Here is a 16,877-nt window from a genome sequence, read left to right on the forward strand (position 1 = left end):
GTATATTCATTGCCATATTTATTATCCCTATGATCATGGCAAATTACAGGTAATGGAATCTGGAAGGTATTCTTTTACCAGCGTTGTATTTTATTCTATTATTTCAGTGGTTTTGTTTTGTGTGCTGGCAACTTCTCCGGCTTCAGCGGACTGGGGGCAGAATGAGGTGGAAGTGAATTCTGTCTATGAAGTCGGCTCAGGGTTTGTCCATGTCACAAAAGAGATCACTTTCACCAACAAGGATGAAAATACCCGTTACTGGCAGGGATTTTACTCTTCATTAAATTATCCTGTTCCTCCGGATCATTCGAATCTTTCTTCCTATGACGATTCTTCTGAAGTGGGGTTCAAAAAAGCTGAAGATGGCGGAGAGTATTACATTTTCACATTCAATGAGGATGTGTGGTATGGGGATAGTTACACTTTCACACTGGAATACGATGTCCGGACAGATCCCATCTATACTACTTTCACAATTACGGAACAATCAGATACTGGAACTGTGGAACTCATTGTCCCTGATGACTATGAAACATATCTGGAAGATGTGGGTTATGGAAAAGAAAATCTACACGATCATACGGTTTATACGTTTGGCAACGCAAGTTTTCAGGAATTTCCCTTGAGGATTGATTGTGTAAAAACAGTGGACATTATGGTTGCCAGTGAAGTTGTTTCCCTGGGAGACAGGAATGTCAACATCAGTGTGGAATACCGGAAAGGAAATGATGAATGGGCGCAGGATGTGCTGGAAAAAACGGCTACATATCTTCCCTTGCTGGAGGATGTCTGGGGAGTACCTTTTCCGGGCAAATCGGATCTTATAATCAGGGAATCTTCCGTCGCAGAAACGAAGGGTTATGATGGTTTCAATTATGGTGATGGTACAATATCCCTTCTACATTCAGCAGGGGACCGTGTGCTGATACACGAACTTTGTCACAGCTGGACCCATGCATGTAATTTTGAGCAACTCTGGATGCATGAAGGTTATGCCAACCTGTATACTTTCCTGGTATTAAAACAAACAAATCCTAAAAAGGCCCTGGCTATGAAATCCGAACTTGAGGGGGATTATGACAAAAAAGAACACCAGTTTGCATGGGCTCTTGATGGTTGGTCGATTCCGGATGAGTATAACACTTCCAGCTCAGAAAGGATTGGCTATGGTTACAGTAAATCTTTTGTTTTCGTATCGGATGTTTATGAAAAAGTTGGTTTTGAAAGAATGCAAATTGCCAACAGGAAGTTGCTGGCCGCCGGTAAGGTGAATACTTCTGGTCATATTTCAATAATAGAATCGGTTTCAGGCAAGGATTTCGATAATATGTATTCTAATTTTGTCTGATAGAGATTTCCGATTAACTCCCTTCTCATGCATATTGCATGGATGTTTTATGGTTGGCTTTGCGAGTCCGTTTGAGGGTTACTTTTGCTCCCTTTCAATTGAATTGTATCTTCTTATCTCTCTACTGTCTTCATTAATCGCCTGATAAAACTAATATATATTTAACGCAATCTATTATCTATGCTCATTGCGGTGATCTTGGCGATAATTGGAATTCTGGAAGTAATCATATTGACCCAGTTGTTTGGTTACCGTTTAGGGGGAGTGATTGTTGTTCCTGTGCTTGCTATCTATGCATGCAAAAATTTTCTGATGTTGCCGTTATTCATCGTAGGTGTCATTATTGCTTACATAGGCCTGCTCTATTTGCAGAAGAACACCATGATCTATGGAAGGAATGAACTTGTTGCAACATTACTGATAGGTTCGGTATTCCCAGTCCTGGGTCTTTTTTATCTAAAAGGGATTGGCTACGATTTTACTGATGTCGTCTTCTTTGGCAGTATTCTTCCCGGCCTGGCGGCTTATAATTATTCCCGTATAAAGCCTCAGTACAGGGTTGCGGATATATTGACTTCTATCGGTATTTTCCTTGGGCTGGTCATAGCAGCCTGGGTTCTGATCAATCCATTTGTAGCTGAAACCATTGGCAGTCTCACCCCGCCAATTCTTTTCAGCCCCACATCAGATATAGCTTTATTAAAACAGGTTGCAGTGGATGTTTATCCTGCCTCTTCCATAATGAACCGTTTTTCTGCTTTTATCCTGTTCATTGTATCTCTGGCACTTTCGGAAATCGTCAGGCAATCCTATGGAATTCGTGTAGGTGTGGTTTCAATGGCCATCCTGGCAATCTTCAGTCTGGAAAACAAGTGGTTCCTGATGCTTTACTTTTTCAATCTGATTGCTTCTTTCATAGGTATAACTATAATCCAGAAAGCAACCCTGCTTTACGGAAGAAATCTCATAGGGCTTGGAACTTCTATCTCCCTGGCGTTAACACTTCCTTTTGTATTCATTTTCCCGGTATCCCGTGGTTTGTCCATCTTTTTTTTGGGGTTGATTGCCGGTCTTAATGCCTATAATCTGCATGTCACTCCTCCGGCTGAGAGGAAATTGTTCATTCCTCTACAGGTATCCATTCTGGCTCCTCTCCTAATTCTGGCTGCCGTATTGGGAGAAGGCCAGCAAGGGGGATTGTTCAATGAGTTGGGAATCTATCAGGTATTTCTGGTCTTTTTGGCCTTTGCTATATCAATAGCCTTTGTGAAAATCAACTGGGTAGGCAAACCCCTGGAAAAAAATGTATGGGATGCTTCCCTGTTTTCGGAGGGGGATGAATGAGGCGGGCTATTTATGAGATATATAACAAAAATGGTAAATGGACCTGGAGATTGCGCAGCGATGAAGACATTCTTGCTTACAGTGGTAAAACGTTCTCCATGTCTTCCGATGCCTGGTGGGAAGTCGATAGGGTGCGTGCCCTGGCAGCAAAACTGGCAGGGGTAAACGCTTATGGGGATGTACCTCTGAATAATATTCCTTCCATGGAAGTTGCCCATGCCGATGCAGAGGATTGGCAATTGACATTCTGTTCCGGCAACACGCTTGCATGTAGTGCCAAACACTTTGAGTTATCCGAAGAAGCGGAAAAAATGCGCCGCTCATTGTTAGTGGACATGATGGGTGCAGAAAAAATCTTTGTAATGGATGAAAGTGATGAGCTGCTGACCATCAAAGTGGGAGAACGCAGTCCTCTGAAATGCTTTAAATGTTTCCTTAAAAGAGGTACTAAGCATCGTTCTCTGCTGGAAATGACGGATATCCGTATCGATGTTGTCGGGATTCGTGGTAAGTCTTCTACGGTTAGTCGTCTTTCTGAGATACTAACAAGACGGGGTTATAATACACTGGCTAAGGTTACCGGCAATCGTCCCCATCTTATAATTAATGGTTATGCAATACCGATTGAACGTTTGGGTCCAAATGTTATGTTGTATGAAAACATCCACGGATACAGGGAATTTGTGCCTGTAATCGAGTCCTATACTCCTGATGAACGACAGGATGTTGCCATTATTGAAAACCAGGCTATAACTGAATACACCACAAGGATGGTTAATGAGATTTTCGTGAAACCGCGTATTATCATGATCACCAATGTGCGACAGGACCATCTCTCCACCCTGGGCAGGGATAAGCGTGAGATTGCAAGGTCCTTTGCCCGCTCAGTTCCAAGAAATACTGTGGTTATTAACTGTGAACAGAATCCCGTATTGCAGGATTATATGAAAAAAGAGATTGAAAAACGTGGAGCAACTGCAATAAATGTACAAATTCCGGAGGTTCACAGGGGACTGCTTGGTGCTGAAACGGTTTATGGATTGAATTATGTGCTTGCTGAAGTTGGCAGTGACCCTATCCCTGATGGCGAGTTGGATTCCTACCTGCAGTCAATGCAACCTCGCTGGGTTGAACTTGAGTCGGGTGTACTTTTTAATGCGGCTGAGGTGAATGATGTGGAAAGTACGGAAATGATACGTCAACAGCTTGCAGGTAAAGAGAAGATTCTTCCCTTTGTTTACCTGCGGGATGAAAGGAGGGGCAGGTCATATTCATTTGTGAAATATCTCAACCATCTTTTTGAGAAAGGATACATTGATGAGGTTTTCATGGGTGGCCGCACCACAAAGGCGTTTGCCAGGAATATCAGGGCACCTATCCGTCAATTCAGCGCCGATGCGGATGCAGGGGAAGTGCTCGATGAGATGGTCGGGGTAGGACTGCCTGTAATCCTTATGGGTAATACTGTGGATGAGTTCATGAGGCAGATTGAGATTGAGATCTCAAAACGGGTTGTTGCAGGAGAGAATGTGCATTATTCTCCAGAAGTTGATACCCTGGAGGAAGTCAGTTCGATTGCTTCTAACCATTGAATCTCTCATCTGGCCTTTACGGGTGTATTTTTCAAAATTCAGGTTTGGAAATTCTCATAGGTAATATCAAGAGCGGGCTTTTCAAACCTCGCTCTCGATTTTTACATAGATGCAGTCTGCCATTTCCCTGTCAACCGCATAACGTGTATGTTCCAGGTCGAAAACATAGGATGGATATGACTGTACAAGTCCTATGGGCATGCTGGGCAATACTCCCATTGACATGATTTTTTGTAGTCTTTCTTCATCCTTGATGTCAAAATATGCAACCTTGCCCTGTTGGCCATTGCTCAGGGTTGAGAGGGGGGCAACGACCCTTTCTATTCTGTCTTTGGCTTTTCTGCAACACTCTCCTTCAGGAATATTTCTTCCGTGGGGGCATGTTCTGGGATGGCCCAGGAGGGTGCATATTTTGTCATCTATGCCCCTATGGAGTACATGCTCGAATTCACAGGCAGCATTGTGGATGTACCTGCCCTTTGTGTCAAGCACGTCTACAAGCAAACGTTCGGCAAGCCGGTGTCTTCTGACTACATTTCTGCCGTTTTCAATTCCTTTCTGGTTGAGAATTACATTGTTGCCCTGAAGGGTGATGTTTTTCTTCTCTATGAGTTCGAGTATTTCGGCTGATTCTTTTTCCATCCCGAGTGTATCCAGTGGAACTGACTCCATTCCCTTTTCTTCTGTACATACCCACATTCTCTCAACAATCTCTTCTGCATCGTTACTAATTTTCACTTGAATACACCTCTTAGCAATTTTTCCAGTTTTGTTTCTTTAGGTATCTCGTATTCACAGTTTGGGCATTTCTGCATGTTGCATGAATGCAGTTTACCGCATCCTGAACATGTGGATTTGTCGGGTTTATCGAATTCGAATCCACAAAATGGGCATTTCATAGTACCACTCCGAAATAATTGAGAAGATAATTTACTACAAAACCAACAACAAATGCACCTGGGAATATGAAGGCTGCCATTGCAAAGGCTGTTTTTAGGCCCCTTTCCTTTACTGTCATCATGAACTGGGCTATGCAGGGCATAAACAGGGTCAGTGTAATAGCAGCCACCACAATGTTAACTCCGGTCAACATTCCTGCATTATACATATCGAAAAGACCCGCCGCACCAAAGTCCCTTCTGAAGAATCCGAACAGGAACATGACTCCTGCCTCCGCGGGCAAACCGATCCACTGTGATGGGTATGCCAGCAATCTCACAGCAATATCGAACAGGCCTATAAGCCTTCCAATCCATATCACTACACTGGCTATTACAAATAGTGGCAATACTTCAAGGAAATACCACTGCATCCTTGAGTATGTTTTTATAGCGACATTGGATATTTTAGGCAGGCGTAGGGGTGGCATTTCTACAAAGAAGTTTGGTTTTTCTCCGGACATGACTTTTGATGCCAGAAATCCTATGAGTATCAATTCCAAAAATACCACAATGGCCCATATGAACAATGCTTTTGAGCTGAAGGACAGCACACCGAGGATTACACCAAGCTGTGCGGAGCAGGGAATGGCAAGTGCAAGGAGCATGCTTGCTATAATTCGTTCACGTTTAGTTTCTAGGGTGCGGGTGACCATTGTCGCCATGGTAACACAGCCAAATCCCAGTACCATGGGGATTACTGCTCTTCCGCTGAGGCCAATCTTCTTGAATAGTCTGTCAATGAGCATGGCAAGCCTGGGCAGGTATCCTGTGTCTTCTATTATCGAGAATACGATGAAGAAATCTCCCACAGGGGCATTATCAGTGCGATAGCATAGGTGATTGCCTGGGTCAGTATCCCATATTCTCCTACAAACAGATCCTGGATGACTGGATAGGGTACAAAAGCATTGAAATTAGCAATAACCCATGGATTGATTTGTTCGCCAAAAAGTGTTCCTTCTAGGTAATCAACCACCGTTCCTGCTGCAAATACTCCTACGAATTTGTAAAGACCGAAATATAGTATCAGGAAGAGTATTGGTATGCCTGTAATTGGCCGGATCAGAAGTTTGTCTATTTGCTTACTCAGGCTGTTCTCTTTTTTGGACTGTTTTTCACCTGCTGGCTTTTTCCGATCTTCCTGCTGTGTCATTACAGAATCAACAATTTCGTTGACATTATCCTGCTTATTGACTGCGATTTTCAGGTTAAGTGGCTCGCTGTATTCAGTCTCAATGTCACTAACTATCTTGCTTATGCGTGCCGGCTCTTCCTCCTTCTGTTTGATTTTTTCAAAGGCTACCAAATCCTTCTGGAGCAGAAGTTGTGCAAGGGTTCTTTTTGATATGGAGTATTCGGACTTGAGGGCAGAAGCTGTTTTCTCAATTGCAGATTCGATTTCTTCGCCGTAATTTGGAACGAAATAATTTAGAGTGGGTTTGTAGTTGGCGATGGTTTCTTCCAGCTCTTTCAACCCTCTGCCTGCGGTTGAGACTGTGCTAACGACTGGAATTCCCAGCCTTTTTGCAAGTCTTTGGGTATCAATCTCCACTCCTCTTTCTTCCGCCTCATCCATCATATTGAGTACAAGTATAAGAGGTACGTCTGCTTCAATTAACTGGATTGTAAGGGGCAGCATCCGCCTCAGGTTTTTTGCATCCACTACATGGATGTATACATGGGCATCTTCATCAAAGACGTATTTCTGGGACACCCTTTCCTCTTCTGTAATAGGCAACATAGAGTACATTCCGGGAGTATCTATTATCTCGTACTCTTTTCCTGCGACCTTTCCATCTCCTTTGCTAATCTCTACCGTGGTTCCGGGATAGTTGGAAACTATGGTATAGCTGTTCGAGAAATGGTTGAAGAGGACACTTTTCCCAACATTCGGGTTGCCCACAAGCACTATCTTTTCAAGTCCATTTGATGGAGTTTCCGATGTCTGGCAGCATTTGCCTCTTGTTTTCAGCGATGGCAGTTTCATATTGTTCTCTCTTTTAGGGCTTCCTAATTTAGAGTTTCTTAGGGTGCCCTAATATATAATATTTGTGCATGAGAGGAGGTAAATACTATACAAAAACCAGATAATTATTTTTCAGAATTTTATATTTGTACAGGGATAAAATCGATATTTTCCTACTGGTGATATCTCTATGCTGTACCATCTCACAACGGGCGGGCATTCAAAATCTTGTAAATGCCCTTTGGAAAAGTTTTGAAATAATCGGATGCATTTATAAAAAGTACAAAATCAAATAGTAAGGAGTAATTTTGTAGAAAAGCGTGAATAGATGCTCCGATCGGGATTCGAACCCGAGTCACAGGAGTGAGAGTCCTGTATGATTGGCCGTGCTACACTATCGGAGCGCATTGGCATGAGGGCACAATTCTAAAGCAATTTATGTTATATTAAGCTTTTGTAAAAACAAGAAGCGGGGTTAGGCAAACATCCCGCTTGCTGTGTTCTGTTCTTCTTCAGTTGTCACCTTGTTGAAGGCTTCTGTCATATCCTTCATGGTAATCTGTTCGCCCCTGCGACGCAGGACAAACATCCCTGCCTCCTTGACAATGATCTTGAGGTCTGCTCCACTCAGGCCGTCGGCCATCCTGGCAAGTTTGGTCATATCCACATCATCTGCAATATTCATGTGTCGGGTGTGTATTTTGAGGATATCCTCGCGCGCTTTTTCATCGGGTATTGGTATTTCAATAACCCTGTCAAACCTTCCTGGGCGAAGAAGTGCGGGGTCAAGCAGGTCAATACGGTTTGTGGCCGCTATGATCTTGACCTGGCCGCTTGGCTCGAATCCATCCATCTCGGACAACAATTGCAGCATTGTACGATTTACTTCTGCAGAACCTGTGGTGCCGTCATGGGTACGCATTCCGCCCACGGCATCAATTTCATCAATAAACAGTATGCACGGGGATTTATCCCGGGCCATCTGGAACACATCTTTCACAAGCCTTGCTCCTTCTCCGATGAATTTCTGGACCAGGTCCGAACCGGACATACGTATGAAACTTGCATGTGCACGGGATGCCACTGCTTTGGCAATCAGTGTTTTTCCTGTTCCAGGGTCACCGTACATAAGGACGCCGGATGGGGGTTCGATACCGATCTTATCGAATAGTTCGGGTTCGGTAAGGGGCATCTCTACGGATTCGATTACCTCGTTGAGGACGTCATCCAGTCCGCCTATCATATCATAATCTACATCAGGGGAATTGATGACTTCCATTATCTGGGCGCGCATGTCGGTTGCTTTACGCATTATTGATACAATGGAAAATGCAGCATTGATGGATACTCGCACACCTGGTTCGATTTCATCCTTGAATTCTGCGGGTATCTGTGTAACGACTTCCTGATTGTTGCCATGCTGGCGGATAAGTGCCATATCATCTTCTGTTTCCATGACAGTTGCAATGAAAAGGGGGGGTGATGTAATACGCTCGAGTTGTTCCTTGAGTTTTTCCATTTCCTCGAGGTAGTTGTTTGCCAGCATATTTGCTTCAAGAAGCTTTGCTCTCATAGATTCACTCTGGACTCTTAGTTCCTCATTTTCCTTTTTGAGTGATTCGATCTCAGAGTCCATCTCCTCTGCAGTATCAACAGTGTTATTGGTATTTTCAATAGGAGTATTTGCAGTTGCATCGGACATAATGCGTCCCTATGCATATCATCGAATATAAATCCACTCCTGTTTTCAGGTATTATCTGGGCGTGTTTTATGTATTTTCACCTATGTTTTTATGACTCTTATCTGTGTTTTTGCACCTATTGTCCTCCTATATGGCCTGTTTCACACTTCTATACAGATAAAAACAAACCCCTTTATTTCCATTGGAGCAAAAGGCGAGTTTTAGTAATATTTATATCACATTGTTCTCTTTGCTTGTTGTGAATAAGATGAAATATGAATTTTTAAATTGTTTAGTTTTATTTTATTGTTTTTCACAAGTAAAAAACAGTTTAAAACAAATATATAACAAAAGACTTATATATGATCTTATCATACCATATATTGCATATAATGGATGTGTGAAACTGTAATAACGATTCACAATTCGATCTAAACAATGCAAACCATAAATCTGAGGGGATGAATGGCTTTGCACTCCATTACATCTGAGGGGATGAATGGATTTATGCAGAGGCTAAAAGATGAAGATTCGACTCGAGTTATTCGATGATGATGACAACGAGGTTGCCAGAGTTCAATTTGAAGGAGATACTTGGCAGAATCGCTCGATCCAGTTTATCAACATGTTTGGTGAGTCGCAACCTCCATCGGAAGAATCTTCATCTTTTAACCTTTCTTCACAATCACAAAACAGTCGTGAAGTAAACACACCTTCACATTCCGGTGCTCAATATCCACCACAACAGCAGGTTCCACCACAGATGGTCCCTCCAAATTATCCGCCTATGCCTGCACAACATTACTATAATCCAATGTATTACCCACCGGTTTACTACCCGTCGATGATGCCACAACCACTACCTCCCATGCAACCCACCACCCCGGCACCATCGATGTCCCAGCCACCTCAAGTCCAGCAAGGACAGCAAAGTGGTAGTGTAAACCGGTCCTTTCCTTCTCAACAGGTGAATAAATCAAAATCAGATCCTTCGTTGACAATAAGTGAAAGACTTGAATTGTTCCTGAAATACGAGTTTCCACGTATGTGGGGTACTTCACAGGAAATACAGCATCAGTATGAGCAGGTGTATGGGCCAATCAAACTAAGCACGGTGTCCACATACCTTTCCCGGATGTACCGTAAAGATCTTCTCCAGAGGCGGGGCAATCGCACCAACCGGGAGTATCTCTATGTGGGTGATATGGAAGAACAATCTTCAGTTCATCAGTCCTTTTCTCCGGGTTACATTCAGAGGACATGATATTTAATATCTGAATCCTTATTTTATCTCATGAACTCAGCAGAAAAATCTATAACAAAGGGTTTCGTGCTGACTGCAATTGGGTTTTTTCTATTGTTTTTAGGTTTTATTACAAAATCGATTTATGAAAACGGAGGTCAATCCGAATTTGGCGGGCTTGTATTGATAGGCCCTATTCCAATTGTGATAGGTTCTTCTGAAGGTGTTTCCTATTCAATGCTTTTATTAGGACTTTTAATATTTGTGATCTACATTTTGTTATGGAGGGTTAACCGTTGATCGGGGATATACTCGTTTACGGGGGGATGGCCCTTATTGGGCTTGGTATTTTCCTGATAGTACGGGGTATCCGTGAACAACACGCCTTTCACAAAAAACAGCCCTTATCACAGACAAGTGGTGGTGTGAATGGAGTCCATACAGGTGATGAAGGCAATTCTTCACGTATCGATGTCAGAAGTGGAGGAGTGATCATGGTCGGCCCCTTGCCGATAATTTTTGGCTCAGACAGCAACACCTCGAAAAAGGCGATGGTGCTTGCCATCATTCTGGTGCTGATTTACCTTTTGGTGGTAATATTGGTATAATTATATACGTTTTCACAACAGATAGGATGTTAGTATGCCGGAGTTTGAACTTGTATCAAACTACAGTCCCCGTGGTGACCAGCCACAGGCGATCGATAATCTTTCGAATGGTATAAACGGTGGTTTCAGGCACCAGACACTGCTGGGTGTGACCGGATCTGGTAAGACCTTCACAATGGCAAATGTCATTCAAAATGTGCAGAGGCCTACCCTTGTAATTGCTCATAACAAAACCCTTGCAGCCCAGTTGTTTTCAGAATTCCGCGACTTTTTCCCGGACAACGCGGTGGAATATTTTGTCAGTTATTACGATTATTACCAGCCTGAGGCTTATCTTCCCACAACTGATACCTATATTGAAAAGGATTCTTCCATCAATGAAGAGATAGATCGGTTGAGGTTGTCTGCCACCAAGTCGCTTATGGAACGCAGGGATGTAATTGTCGTGTCCAGTGTGTCATGCATCTATAACCTGGGTTCGCCCAGGGAATGGCAGGAAATGTCCCTTTTCCTGAAACCGGGGGATGAGGTTGACAGGAGCTGGATATTCGGTAAACTTGTAGATATCCAGTATGAAAGGAATGATGTGGAATTCACCCAGGGTACTTTCCGTGCCCGTGGGGACACTGTTGAGATTTTTCCGGCGCAGGATAATGTAGCAGTGCGGGTAGAGATGTTCGGGGATGAGATTGACAGGATTTCCTATTTTGAACCCCTGACCGGCAAGGTTGTACGTGAAGTGGAGGATGATATGCAGGTTGTAATATATCCTGCCAAGCATTTTGTTATGCCCCAGTCACAGATTGATCGTGCCCTTGTATCAATCGATGAGGAATTGAAGGATACAGTTGCCGAATTTGAAAAACAGGGTCAATTACTGGAAGCCCAGCGTATAATGCAACGCACAAGGTTTGATATCGAAATGATAGAAGAGCTTGGGTATTGCAGCGGTATTGAAAATTATTCCCGTCATTTTGACGGCCGCAAACCAGGCGAGGCTCCTTCTTCATTGCTGGATTTCTTCCCGGATGATTATTTGCTCATCATCGACGAATCCCATGTGACTATCCCGCAGATAGGAGGGATGCATAACGGGGATCGGGCACGCAAAAAATCTCTCATTGAATATGGGTTCCGTCTGCCTTCTGCCTATGACAACCGCCCTCTGAATTACGGGGAATTCGAGGAGAGGATCAATCAGGCTGTTTATATTTCCGCCACACCTGCGGATTATGAACTGGGACTGAGCGATCAGGTGGTGGAGCAGATCATTCGTCCCACCGGGCTGGTTGATCCTCCGGTACAGGTCAGGCCTGTGGCAAATCAAATTGATGACCTGATGGAAGAAGTCCGGAAGGTGTCGGATAAAGGTTACAGGACCCTTGTGACAACCCTGACAAAGAAAATGGCCGAGGACCTGACTGACTACCTGCTGGAGATGGGTATCAGGGTGCGCTATATGCATTCGGACATCGATACCCTGGAGCGGGCCGAGATCGTGCGGGAGTTGCGTAAGGGTACCTTTGATGTGCTTGTGGGGATTAACCTGTTGCGTGAAGGGTTGGACATTCCCGAGGTCGCCCTTGTGGCAATACTTGATGCCGACAAGGAAGGTTTCCTGCGTTCGGAACGCTCTCTCATCCAGACCATAGGCCGGGCTTCGCGGAATGTGGATGCTTATGCTATTATGTATGCGGACAGGATTACCGGTTCAATGTCCCGTGCAATGGGTGAGATGGAAAGGAGGCGTAATCTGCAACTGGAGTTCAATCGCAAGCATAACATTACACCGACCAGTATAATGAAGGAAATTCAGCGTGAAATTGTGGAGGCAGAGGATGTATCCACTCCGGCTGCCGGGGTTGACATGGGGCTTTCCAAAATGGAGGCCAACAGCATGCTTATTGATATGGAGGCGGAGATGCATGAGGCTGCTCGCAACCTGGAATTCGAGGAAGCAGCCCGCCTGAGGGATGCTATCAGGGAAATGAGGGAAACCTATTCCCTGTAATTGTATTCTGTTGCTGGCAATACCTTGTATTGTGGCATGGCCGAAAGGGTTATATCTGAAAAATACTATCAAGAGGTTTGCAGTGAGCGTTGATGGTCTAGTGGCTATGACTGGGGCCTTCCAAGCCCTAAACCCGGGTTCGAATCCCGGTCGACGCATTCTCTTTTTTGCAATCCTGCTTTCATCTCAGGATGGTGATTTCATTTATGGTGCGTGGGAATTACTACTATTCTCTTTGAATGATACGGCACCCTGGATGTCAAATAACAATCAAAGTGCCATATTTGGTTCTTCAGTTTCGAGGAATATCTGGTATAGAATTGGGGTTGGGTCTTCTGAGAGAATGTGTTAAAATGCCAGCGTAGATGTCTATGCGAAAAATTGTTTAGCAATTCTATATTGAAATTGTTATATATGCTAATTGTATACGGGGATCAATATGATGGGCAAAACATCGTAAAAAAGCAGTTTGGTGGTATGGTGGTGGTACGAAATGAAAGCTGCTTTCCATCTTGTCCATCGTAATTAATTATGTAAATTATAATATATATAAGTTACCATATGAGCGGAGTTATATAATAACCCTATTTTAAAAATATTATAAAAGTAAATTAATCAATAAATTGTTAAGTCTAATCAGTTCAAATAATTAAAAGTGTATATACATAATACTTGATAATTTTCTTAATTTGAATAAAGAAGACTGATAGGGTCTATATATGTTACATATAAATATAAATATTCTTTGTAACATATTCTCAGCTACCGAATTGACTGCAAAATGTGATTGAATGAAAGCCAATTTTATTATTTTTGTGATTATTGTGGCTACAGTAATTATCGTAAGTTCTCATTTATTCATAAATTTTGATAATAATGAAGATTTTGAAGATGAAAGTCCACAAAAAGAACTTAAATATAACTGTAATGAAATCTCAAACTCATTTGATAAAAGCACAATTACCAATGTTATCATGAATAGTATGGAAGAAAAAGATTATATTATTCAAAATAACAGATCAAATTCAACAAATAACAAATCGAACCGGAATATAAATTACCAAATCGTGGGTTTGATCTGTCTTTTATTTATGTCTTCTATAGTATTATTTTTCGTATCCTGGTATTCTACAAAACGCTAAAATAGCAATCGTTACCAGAGAAACACTTTTCCATTAAACAAGAGGGACAGTGAACGTGAAAGTACTGCCCTTTCCGACTTCACTTTCAACCCAAATATTTCCATTGTGCATCTCAACATACTTTTTTACAAGAGATAGGCCAAGGCCAGTACCGCCAAATTTTCTGTTAGCGGATGAATCTACTTGTTTGAAAGGATCAAAAATACTTTTGAACTCTCCTTCAGGAATTCCAATGCCTGTATCTGAAACAGAGACATGGAGTTTCCCATCAGTAATTTTTGTAGTAACCTGGACTTCACCTTTTTCAGGTGTGAATTTTATTGCGTTGCTAAGCAGGTTATACATGATATCCCTGAATTTTGACCTGTCAACCTGTATATCTGGATTTTCATGCTTAAAACTGACATGTAAATCAATTGCTTTCTTTTTTGCCATGGGGCTCACAAGCGTAATTGTATCATCAATTATTTCTTCAATATTTACAGATTCAGGCACATAATCCATATTACCAGATTCAACTTTTGAAATATCAAGAATATCGTTAATTAGTTCCAGTAAGTGTTCTCCACTATTTTCTACATTTGAAATATACTTGTGCTGCTTTTCATTTAGTTCTCCAAATTGTTCTCCACTCAAAACCTGAGAAAAACCAATTATTGAATTAAGGGGAGTACGCAATTCATGACTCATATTGGCAAGGAACTCGGACTTGGTACGATTGGCTTCTTCAGCCACAAGTTTCCCTTCAAGTAAAGATTCTTCTGCAGTTTGTCGGAGTGCTTCCAGTTCCAGATTATAAAGTGAAAAGGAAATGTCACCAACAACTTCCCTGGATAAACCAATAATCTCTTCATCACTTACATAATCTTCAGGTATTACTATTGCAATTGTGCCGTATACCTTATTGCCATATTCGATTTTTGATACAAAGACATCTTCCCTTCCACATTCATTTTGCAATGGGCATCCACTACATTCTTTTTCGGGATTTTCTATTATTATATAATCACTGGCCTCTAAAGCACACTGGGCACAGTGTGGCAAATTATTCTTTTGGATATATTGACGGAAATTATCAATTTTGTTGCTGTGACCACTTTCAGTAATTATATTAATTTTATTGTTTTCATCAAAAATACCTATCCAGGCGGCAGTATAATTATTGTATCTGGTTAAACTGTCACACATTTTCTGTAATGATTCATACGAGTTTTTTTCTTTGACAATTGCTTGATTCACATCACGTATACAACGCAATGTATCGGTGAGATGAATTATTCTTTGCAAATTCTTATTACGTTGAGTTAATGCTTCTGAAAGAGATGCTTCTGTATTTTTTTGTTCGGTGATATCATTAAAAACAGTAATGAATTTACCTTTTTGGTAAGAGTATACGGAAATTTGAAAGTGCTTATCCATTGGTTCAAAATACGTTTCAAATTTGGCAGGTTTCCCCGTTTCAGCGACTTTTGAATAGATATCAAGATATGGAGGTTCATCACTTCCATATAATTCAGATGCCAGAACATCCTTTACCTTTTCTCTTTTGAGACCGAGAATATTTTCATAAGCAGGATTGGCATCAGTTATTTTGTAATCTATGGGATTACCTTCATAATCATAAACGATTTCATGAAAACAAATGCCTTCATCCATTATTTCATAAAGGACATTGCGCTCTTTTTCATTTTCATGATTTGTTTTTCGATTCATTTAGAAGTGTCCCTTATAATCTAATCAAGAAATACTAGGCAACAGGTAACTTAATTGGTATTTAAACCATGTTTATATTCATTTTGTATATGATATAAATATACTGGTTCAAAATTGAAAGCCCAAAAACGCAGTTATCTGGAACAATTCCTGGATTCCCATGATTACATCCGCAAAGGCACTTTCTTCCGGCTGAGCTATGACCCGCCCTGGGCGCCGGATTTCCTGAAACGTCATGAGATTGCCATCAGGATTGAATGATATTTTTGCGCAACATTAATATCTATGTGTGCCCATGTAAGACCACTTTCCACACAGCCGGACGATAAGTACAGGTTGAAATTCTGGAAATACGTGAAATGCCTTTCAATCTTTTTGCGGGGATTGCCCAGCCAGGCCAAAGGCACATGGCTTAGGATTATATTCAAAGGGCTGCATGTTGTTTTCTGCAAATTTGCTTTCAATAATCCGTCAATTTAATATGTAAGGTATGTATTTAATCAACATCAATCGGGCGAGGGTTGCCCAGCCAGGCCAAAGGCGATGGGCTTAGGACCCATTCTCGTAGGAGTCCGTGGGTTCGAATCCCACCTCTCGCACTATTCTTTTGGGGTGTATAAAAAGAAAATATAACAATGGTAAAAAATTTTGAAGTCAGGAAGGTTTAATTCTCGAATTTTACTAAAGAATTAGTCGCCTGAATTTTAGATTCAAGTTAGTTGGAAAAGCAAACATAATAATATAGGATGTATTGTACGATATTGAATATAACCTAAATTCATCCCCTATGTTGATTTAAATTGATGTTCTACAGGACCGTTTCAATTCTCGATGCCCAATATTTCTTTGGTCAGCTCATAGCTATGTTCTGTACATTCAGTAGCAGACTCATCAACACATTCTTTATAAGCAAATCCTGAAATCTCATAAAGCAGTTTGTTTAAATTCCTACCTTTACTTGTTAGGTGATATTCTATCGTTAAAGGTGTCTTGGAAACAATTATTTTTTCTACCAGTTCATCTTGTTCTAGCTGACGCAATTTCTCTGATAGGACCTTGCTACTGAGTTTTGGATTATTCTTTAAAAAATCATTGAAATGCGTGCTTCCACAAAACATGTCCCTGATAATGTTAAGAGTCCATTTTTTACTTATTAGTTTGATTGCTTTGTCTATAGGACTGCGTTTCAATTGACCCATGTATATCTCACCTGATTACTAATTGGTTAGATTAAGTATTTAAATTACTATTGGTAATTAGGGTGTGCAACACGGCATTGTAGAAAAC

The 16,877-nt window shown here is 41.6% G+C and carries 15 protein-coding genes and 3 tRNA genes; 10 read left to right on the forward strand and 8 right to left on the reverse strand.

Features of this window, described 5'->3' with window-relative positions; genetic code table 11:
- Positions 1-52 precede the first annotated feature (52 nt).
- The 3 genes from EFE42_RS06940 to EFE42_RS06950 all read left to right on the forward strand — a co-directional run bounded on the left by EFE42_RS06940 (position 53) and on the right by EFE42_RS06950 (position 4,284).
- Positions 53-1,348, forward strand: a complete 1,296-nt coding sequence (locus EFE42_RS06940) for a hypothetical protein (protein WP_123136558.1) — start codon at positions 53-55, stop codon at positions 1,346-1,348.
- A gap of 192 nt (positions 1,349-1,540) precedes the next feature.
- Positions 1,541-2,692 carry a poly-gamma-glutamate biosynthesis protein PgsC/CapC gene (locus tag EFE42_RS06945; protein WP_158599201.1) on the forward strand — a complete coding sequence of 384 codons (1,152 nt, stop codon included), beginning with the start codon at positions 1,541-1,543 and terminating at the stop codon, positions 2,690-2,692.
- Complete coding sequence (locus EFE42_RS06950; RefSeq protein ID WP_123136560.1) at positions 2,689-4,284, forward strand: hypothetical protein; 1,596 nt, start codon at positions 2,689-2,691, stop codon at positions 4,282-4,284. The genes EFE42_RS06945 and EFE42_RS06950 overlap by 4 nt, the downstream gene beginning before the upstream one ends.
- A gap of 81 nt (positions 4,285-4,365) precedes the next feature.
- Here the strand turns inward: EFE42_RS06950 and EFE42_RS06955 are convergent, their stop codons facing one another.
- The 6 genes from EFE42_RS06955 to EFE42_RS06970 form a co-directional block, all read right to left on the reverse strand.
- Positions 4,366-5,022 carry a metal-dependent transcriptional regulator gene (locus EFE42_RS06955; RefSeq protein ID WP_123136561.1) on the reverse strand — a complete coding sequence of 219 codons (657 nt, stop codon included), beginning with the start codon at positions 5,020-5,022 and terminating at the stop codon, positions 4,366-4,368.
- Positions 5,019-5,183 carry a hypothetical protein gene (locus EFE42_RS10635; protein WP_199724101.1) on the reverse strand — a complete coding sequence of 55 codons (165 nt, stop codon included), beginning with the start codon at positions 5,181-5,183 and terminating at the stop codon, positions 5,019-5,021. Before EFE42_RS10635 ends, EFE42_RS06955 begins: the two co-directional genes overlap by 4 nt.
- Complete coding sequence (locus EFE42_RS10780; protein WP_233564761.1) at positions 5,180-6,034, reverse strand: nucleoside recognition domain-containing protein; 855 nt, start codon at positions 6,032-6,034, stop codon at positions 5,180-5,182. The genes EFE42_RS10635 and EFE42_RS10780 overlap by 4 nt, the downstream gene beginning before the upstream one ends.
- Complete coding sequence (locus EFE42_RS10785) at positions 6,004-7,212, reverse strand: FeoB small GTPase domain-containing protein (protein WP_233564762.1); 1,209 nt, start codon at positions 7,210-7,212, stop codon at positions 6,004-6,006. The genes EFE42_RS10780 and EFE42_RS10785 overlap by 31 nt, the downstream gene beginning before the upstream one ends.
- Before the next feature lie 308 nt (positions 7,213-7,520).
- Positions 7,521-7,595, reverse strand: a tRNA-Glu gene (locus tag EFE42_RS06965).
- A gap of 71 nt (positions 7,596-7,666) precedes the next feature.
- Positions 7,667-8,893 carry a proteasome-activating nucleotidase gene (locus tag EFE42_RS06970; protein WP_123136562.1) on the reverse strand — a complete coding sequence of 409 codons (1,227 nt, stop codon included), beginning with the start codon at positions 8,891-8,893 and terminating at the stop codon, positions 7,667-7,669.
- Positions 8,894-9,396: 503 nt separating this feature from the next.
- On the opposite strand from EFE42_RS06970, the gene EFE42_RS06975 reads away from it, so the two are divergent.
- From EFE42_RS06975 to EFE42_RS06995, 5 genes are all read left to right on the forward strand, one after another.
- Positions 9,397-10,137: a hypothetical protein gene (locus tag EFE42_RS06975; protein ID WP_123136563.1), complete on the forward strand. Its 741-nt coding sequence runs from the start codon at positions 9,397-9,399 to the stop codon at positions 10,135-10,137.
- 30 nt (positions 10,138-10,167) lie between these two features.
- Positions 10,168-10,416, forward strand: coding sequence for a DUF131 domain-containing protein (locus EFE42_RS06980; protein WP_123136564.1), 249 nt, complete (start codon positions 10,168-10,170; stop codon positions 10,414-10,416).
- Positions 10,413-10,724 (forward strand): DUF131 domain-containing protein, encoded by a 312-nt coding sequence (locus tag EFE42_RS06985; protein WP_123136565.1) that lies wholly within the window; start codon positions 10,413-10,415, stop codon positions 10,722-10,724. Before EFE42_RS06980 ends, EFE42_RS06985 begins: the two co-directional genes overlap by 4 nt.
- Positions 10,725-10,758: 34 nt before the next feature.
- Positions 10,759-12,735: an excinuclease ABC subunit UvrB gene (gene uvrB, locus EFE42_RS06990; RefSeq protein ID WP_123136566.1), complete on the forward strand. Its 1,977-nt coding sequence runs from the start codon at positions 10,759-10,761 to the stop codon at positions 12,733-12,735.
- Positions 12,736-12,821: 86 nt separating this feature from the next.
- A tRNA-Gly gene (locus tag EFE42_RS06995) sits at positions 12,822-12,893 on the forward strand.
- A gap of 1,017 nt (positions 12,894-13,910) precedes the next feature.
- On the opposite strand, the gene EFE42_RS07005 is transcribed toward EFE42_RS06995, so the two are convergent.
- Entirely contained in the window at positions 13,911-15,590 is a 1,680-nt protein-coding gene (locus EFE42_RS07005) for an ATP-binding protein (protein ID WP_123136568.1), read from the reverse strand.
- A 114-nt stretch (positions 15,591-15,704) separates the two neighbouring features.
- Between EFE42_RS07005 and EFE42_RS10515 the strand changes: the two genes are divergently transcribed.
- On the forward strand, positions 15,705-15,851 hold the full coding sequence (locus EFE42_RS10515; RefSeq protein ID WP_158599202.1) for a hypothetical protein: 147 nt from the start codon (positions 15,705-15,707) through the stop codon (positions 15,849-15,851).
- A 253-nt stretch (positions 15,852-16,104) separates the two neighbouring features.
- Positions 16,105-16,189: transfer RNA gene (locus EFE42_RS07015), tRNA-Leu, on the forward strand.
- Between the two features lie 222 nt (positions 16,190-16,411).
- On the opposite strand, the gene EFE42_RS07020 is transcribed toward EFE42_RS07015, so the two are convergent.
- Positions 16,412-16,789 (reverse strand): helix-turn-helix domain-containing protein, encoded by a 378-nt coding sequence (locus tag EFE42_RS07020; protein ID WP_123136570.1) that lies wholly within the window; start codon positions 16,787-16,789, stop codon positions 16,412-16,414.
- Positions 16,790-16,877 lie beyond the last annotated feature (88 nt).

The sequence above is a fragment of the Methanohalophilus sp. RSK genome, assembly GCF_003722075.1.
Taxonomy (GTDB): Archaea; Halobacteriota; Methanosarcinia; order Methanosarcinales; family Methanosarcinaceae; genus Methanohalophilus.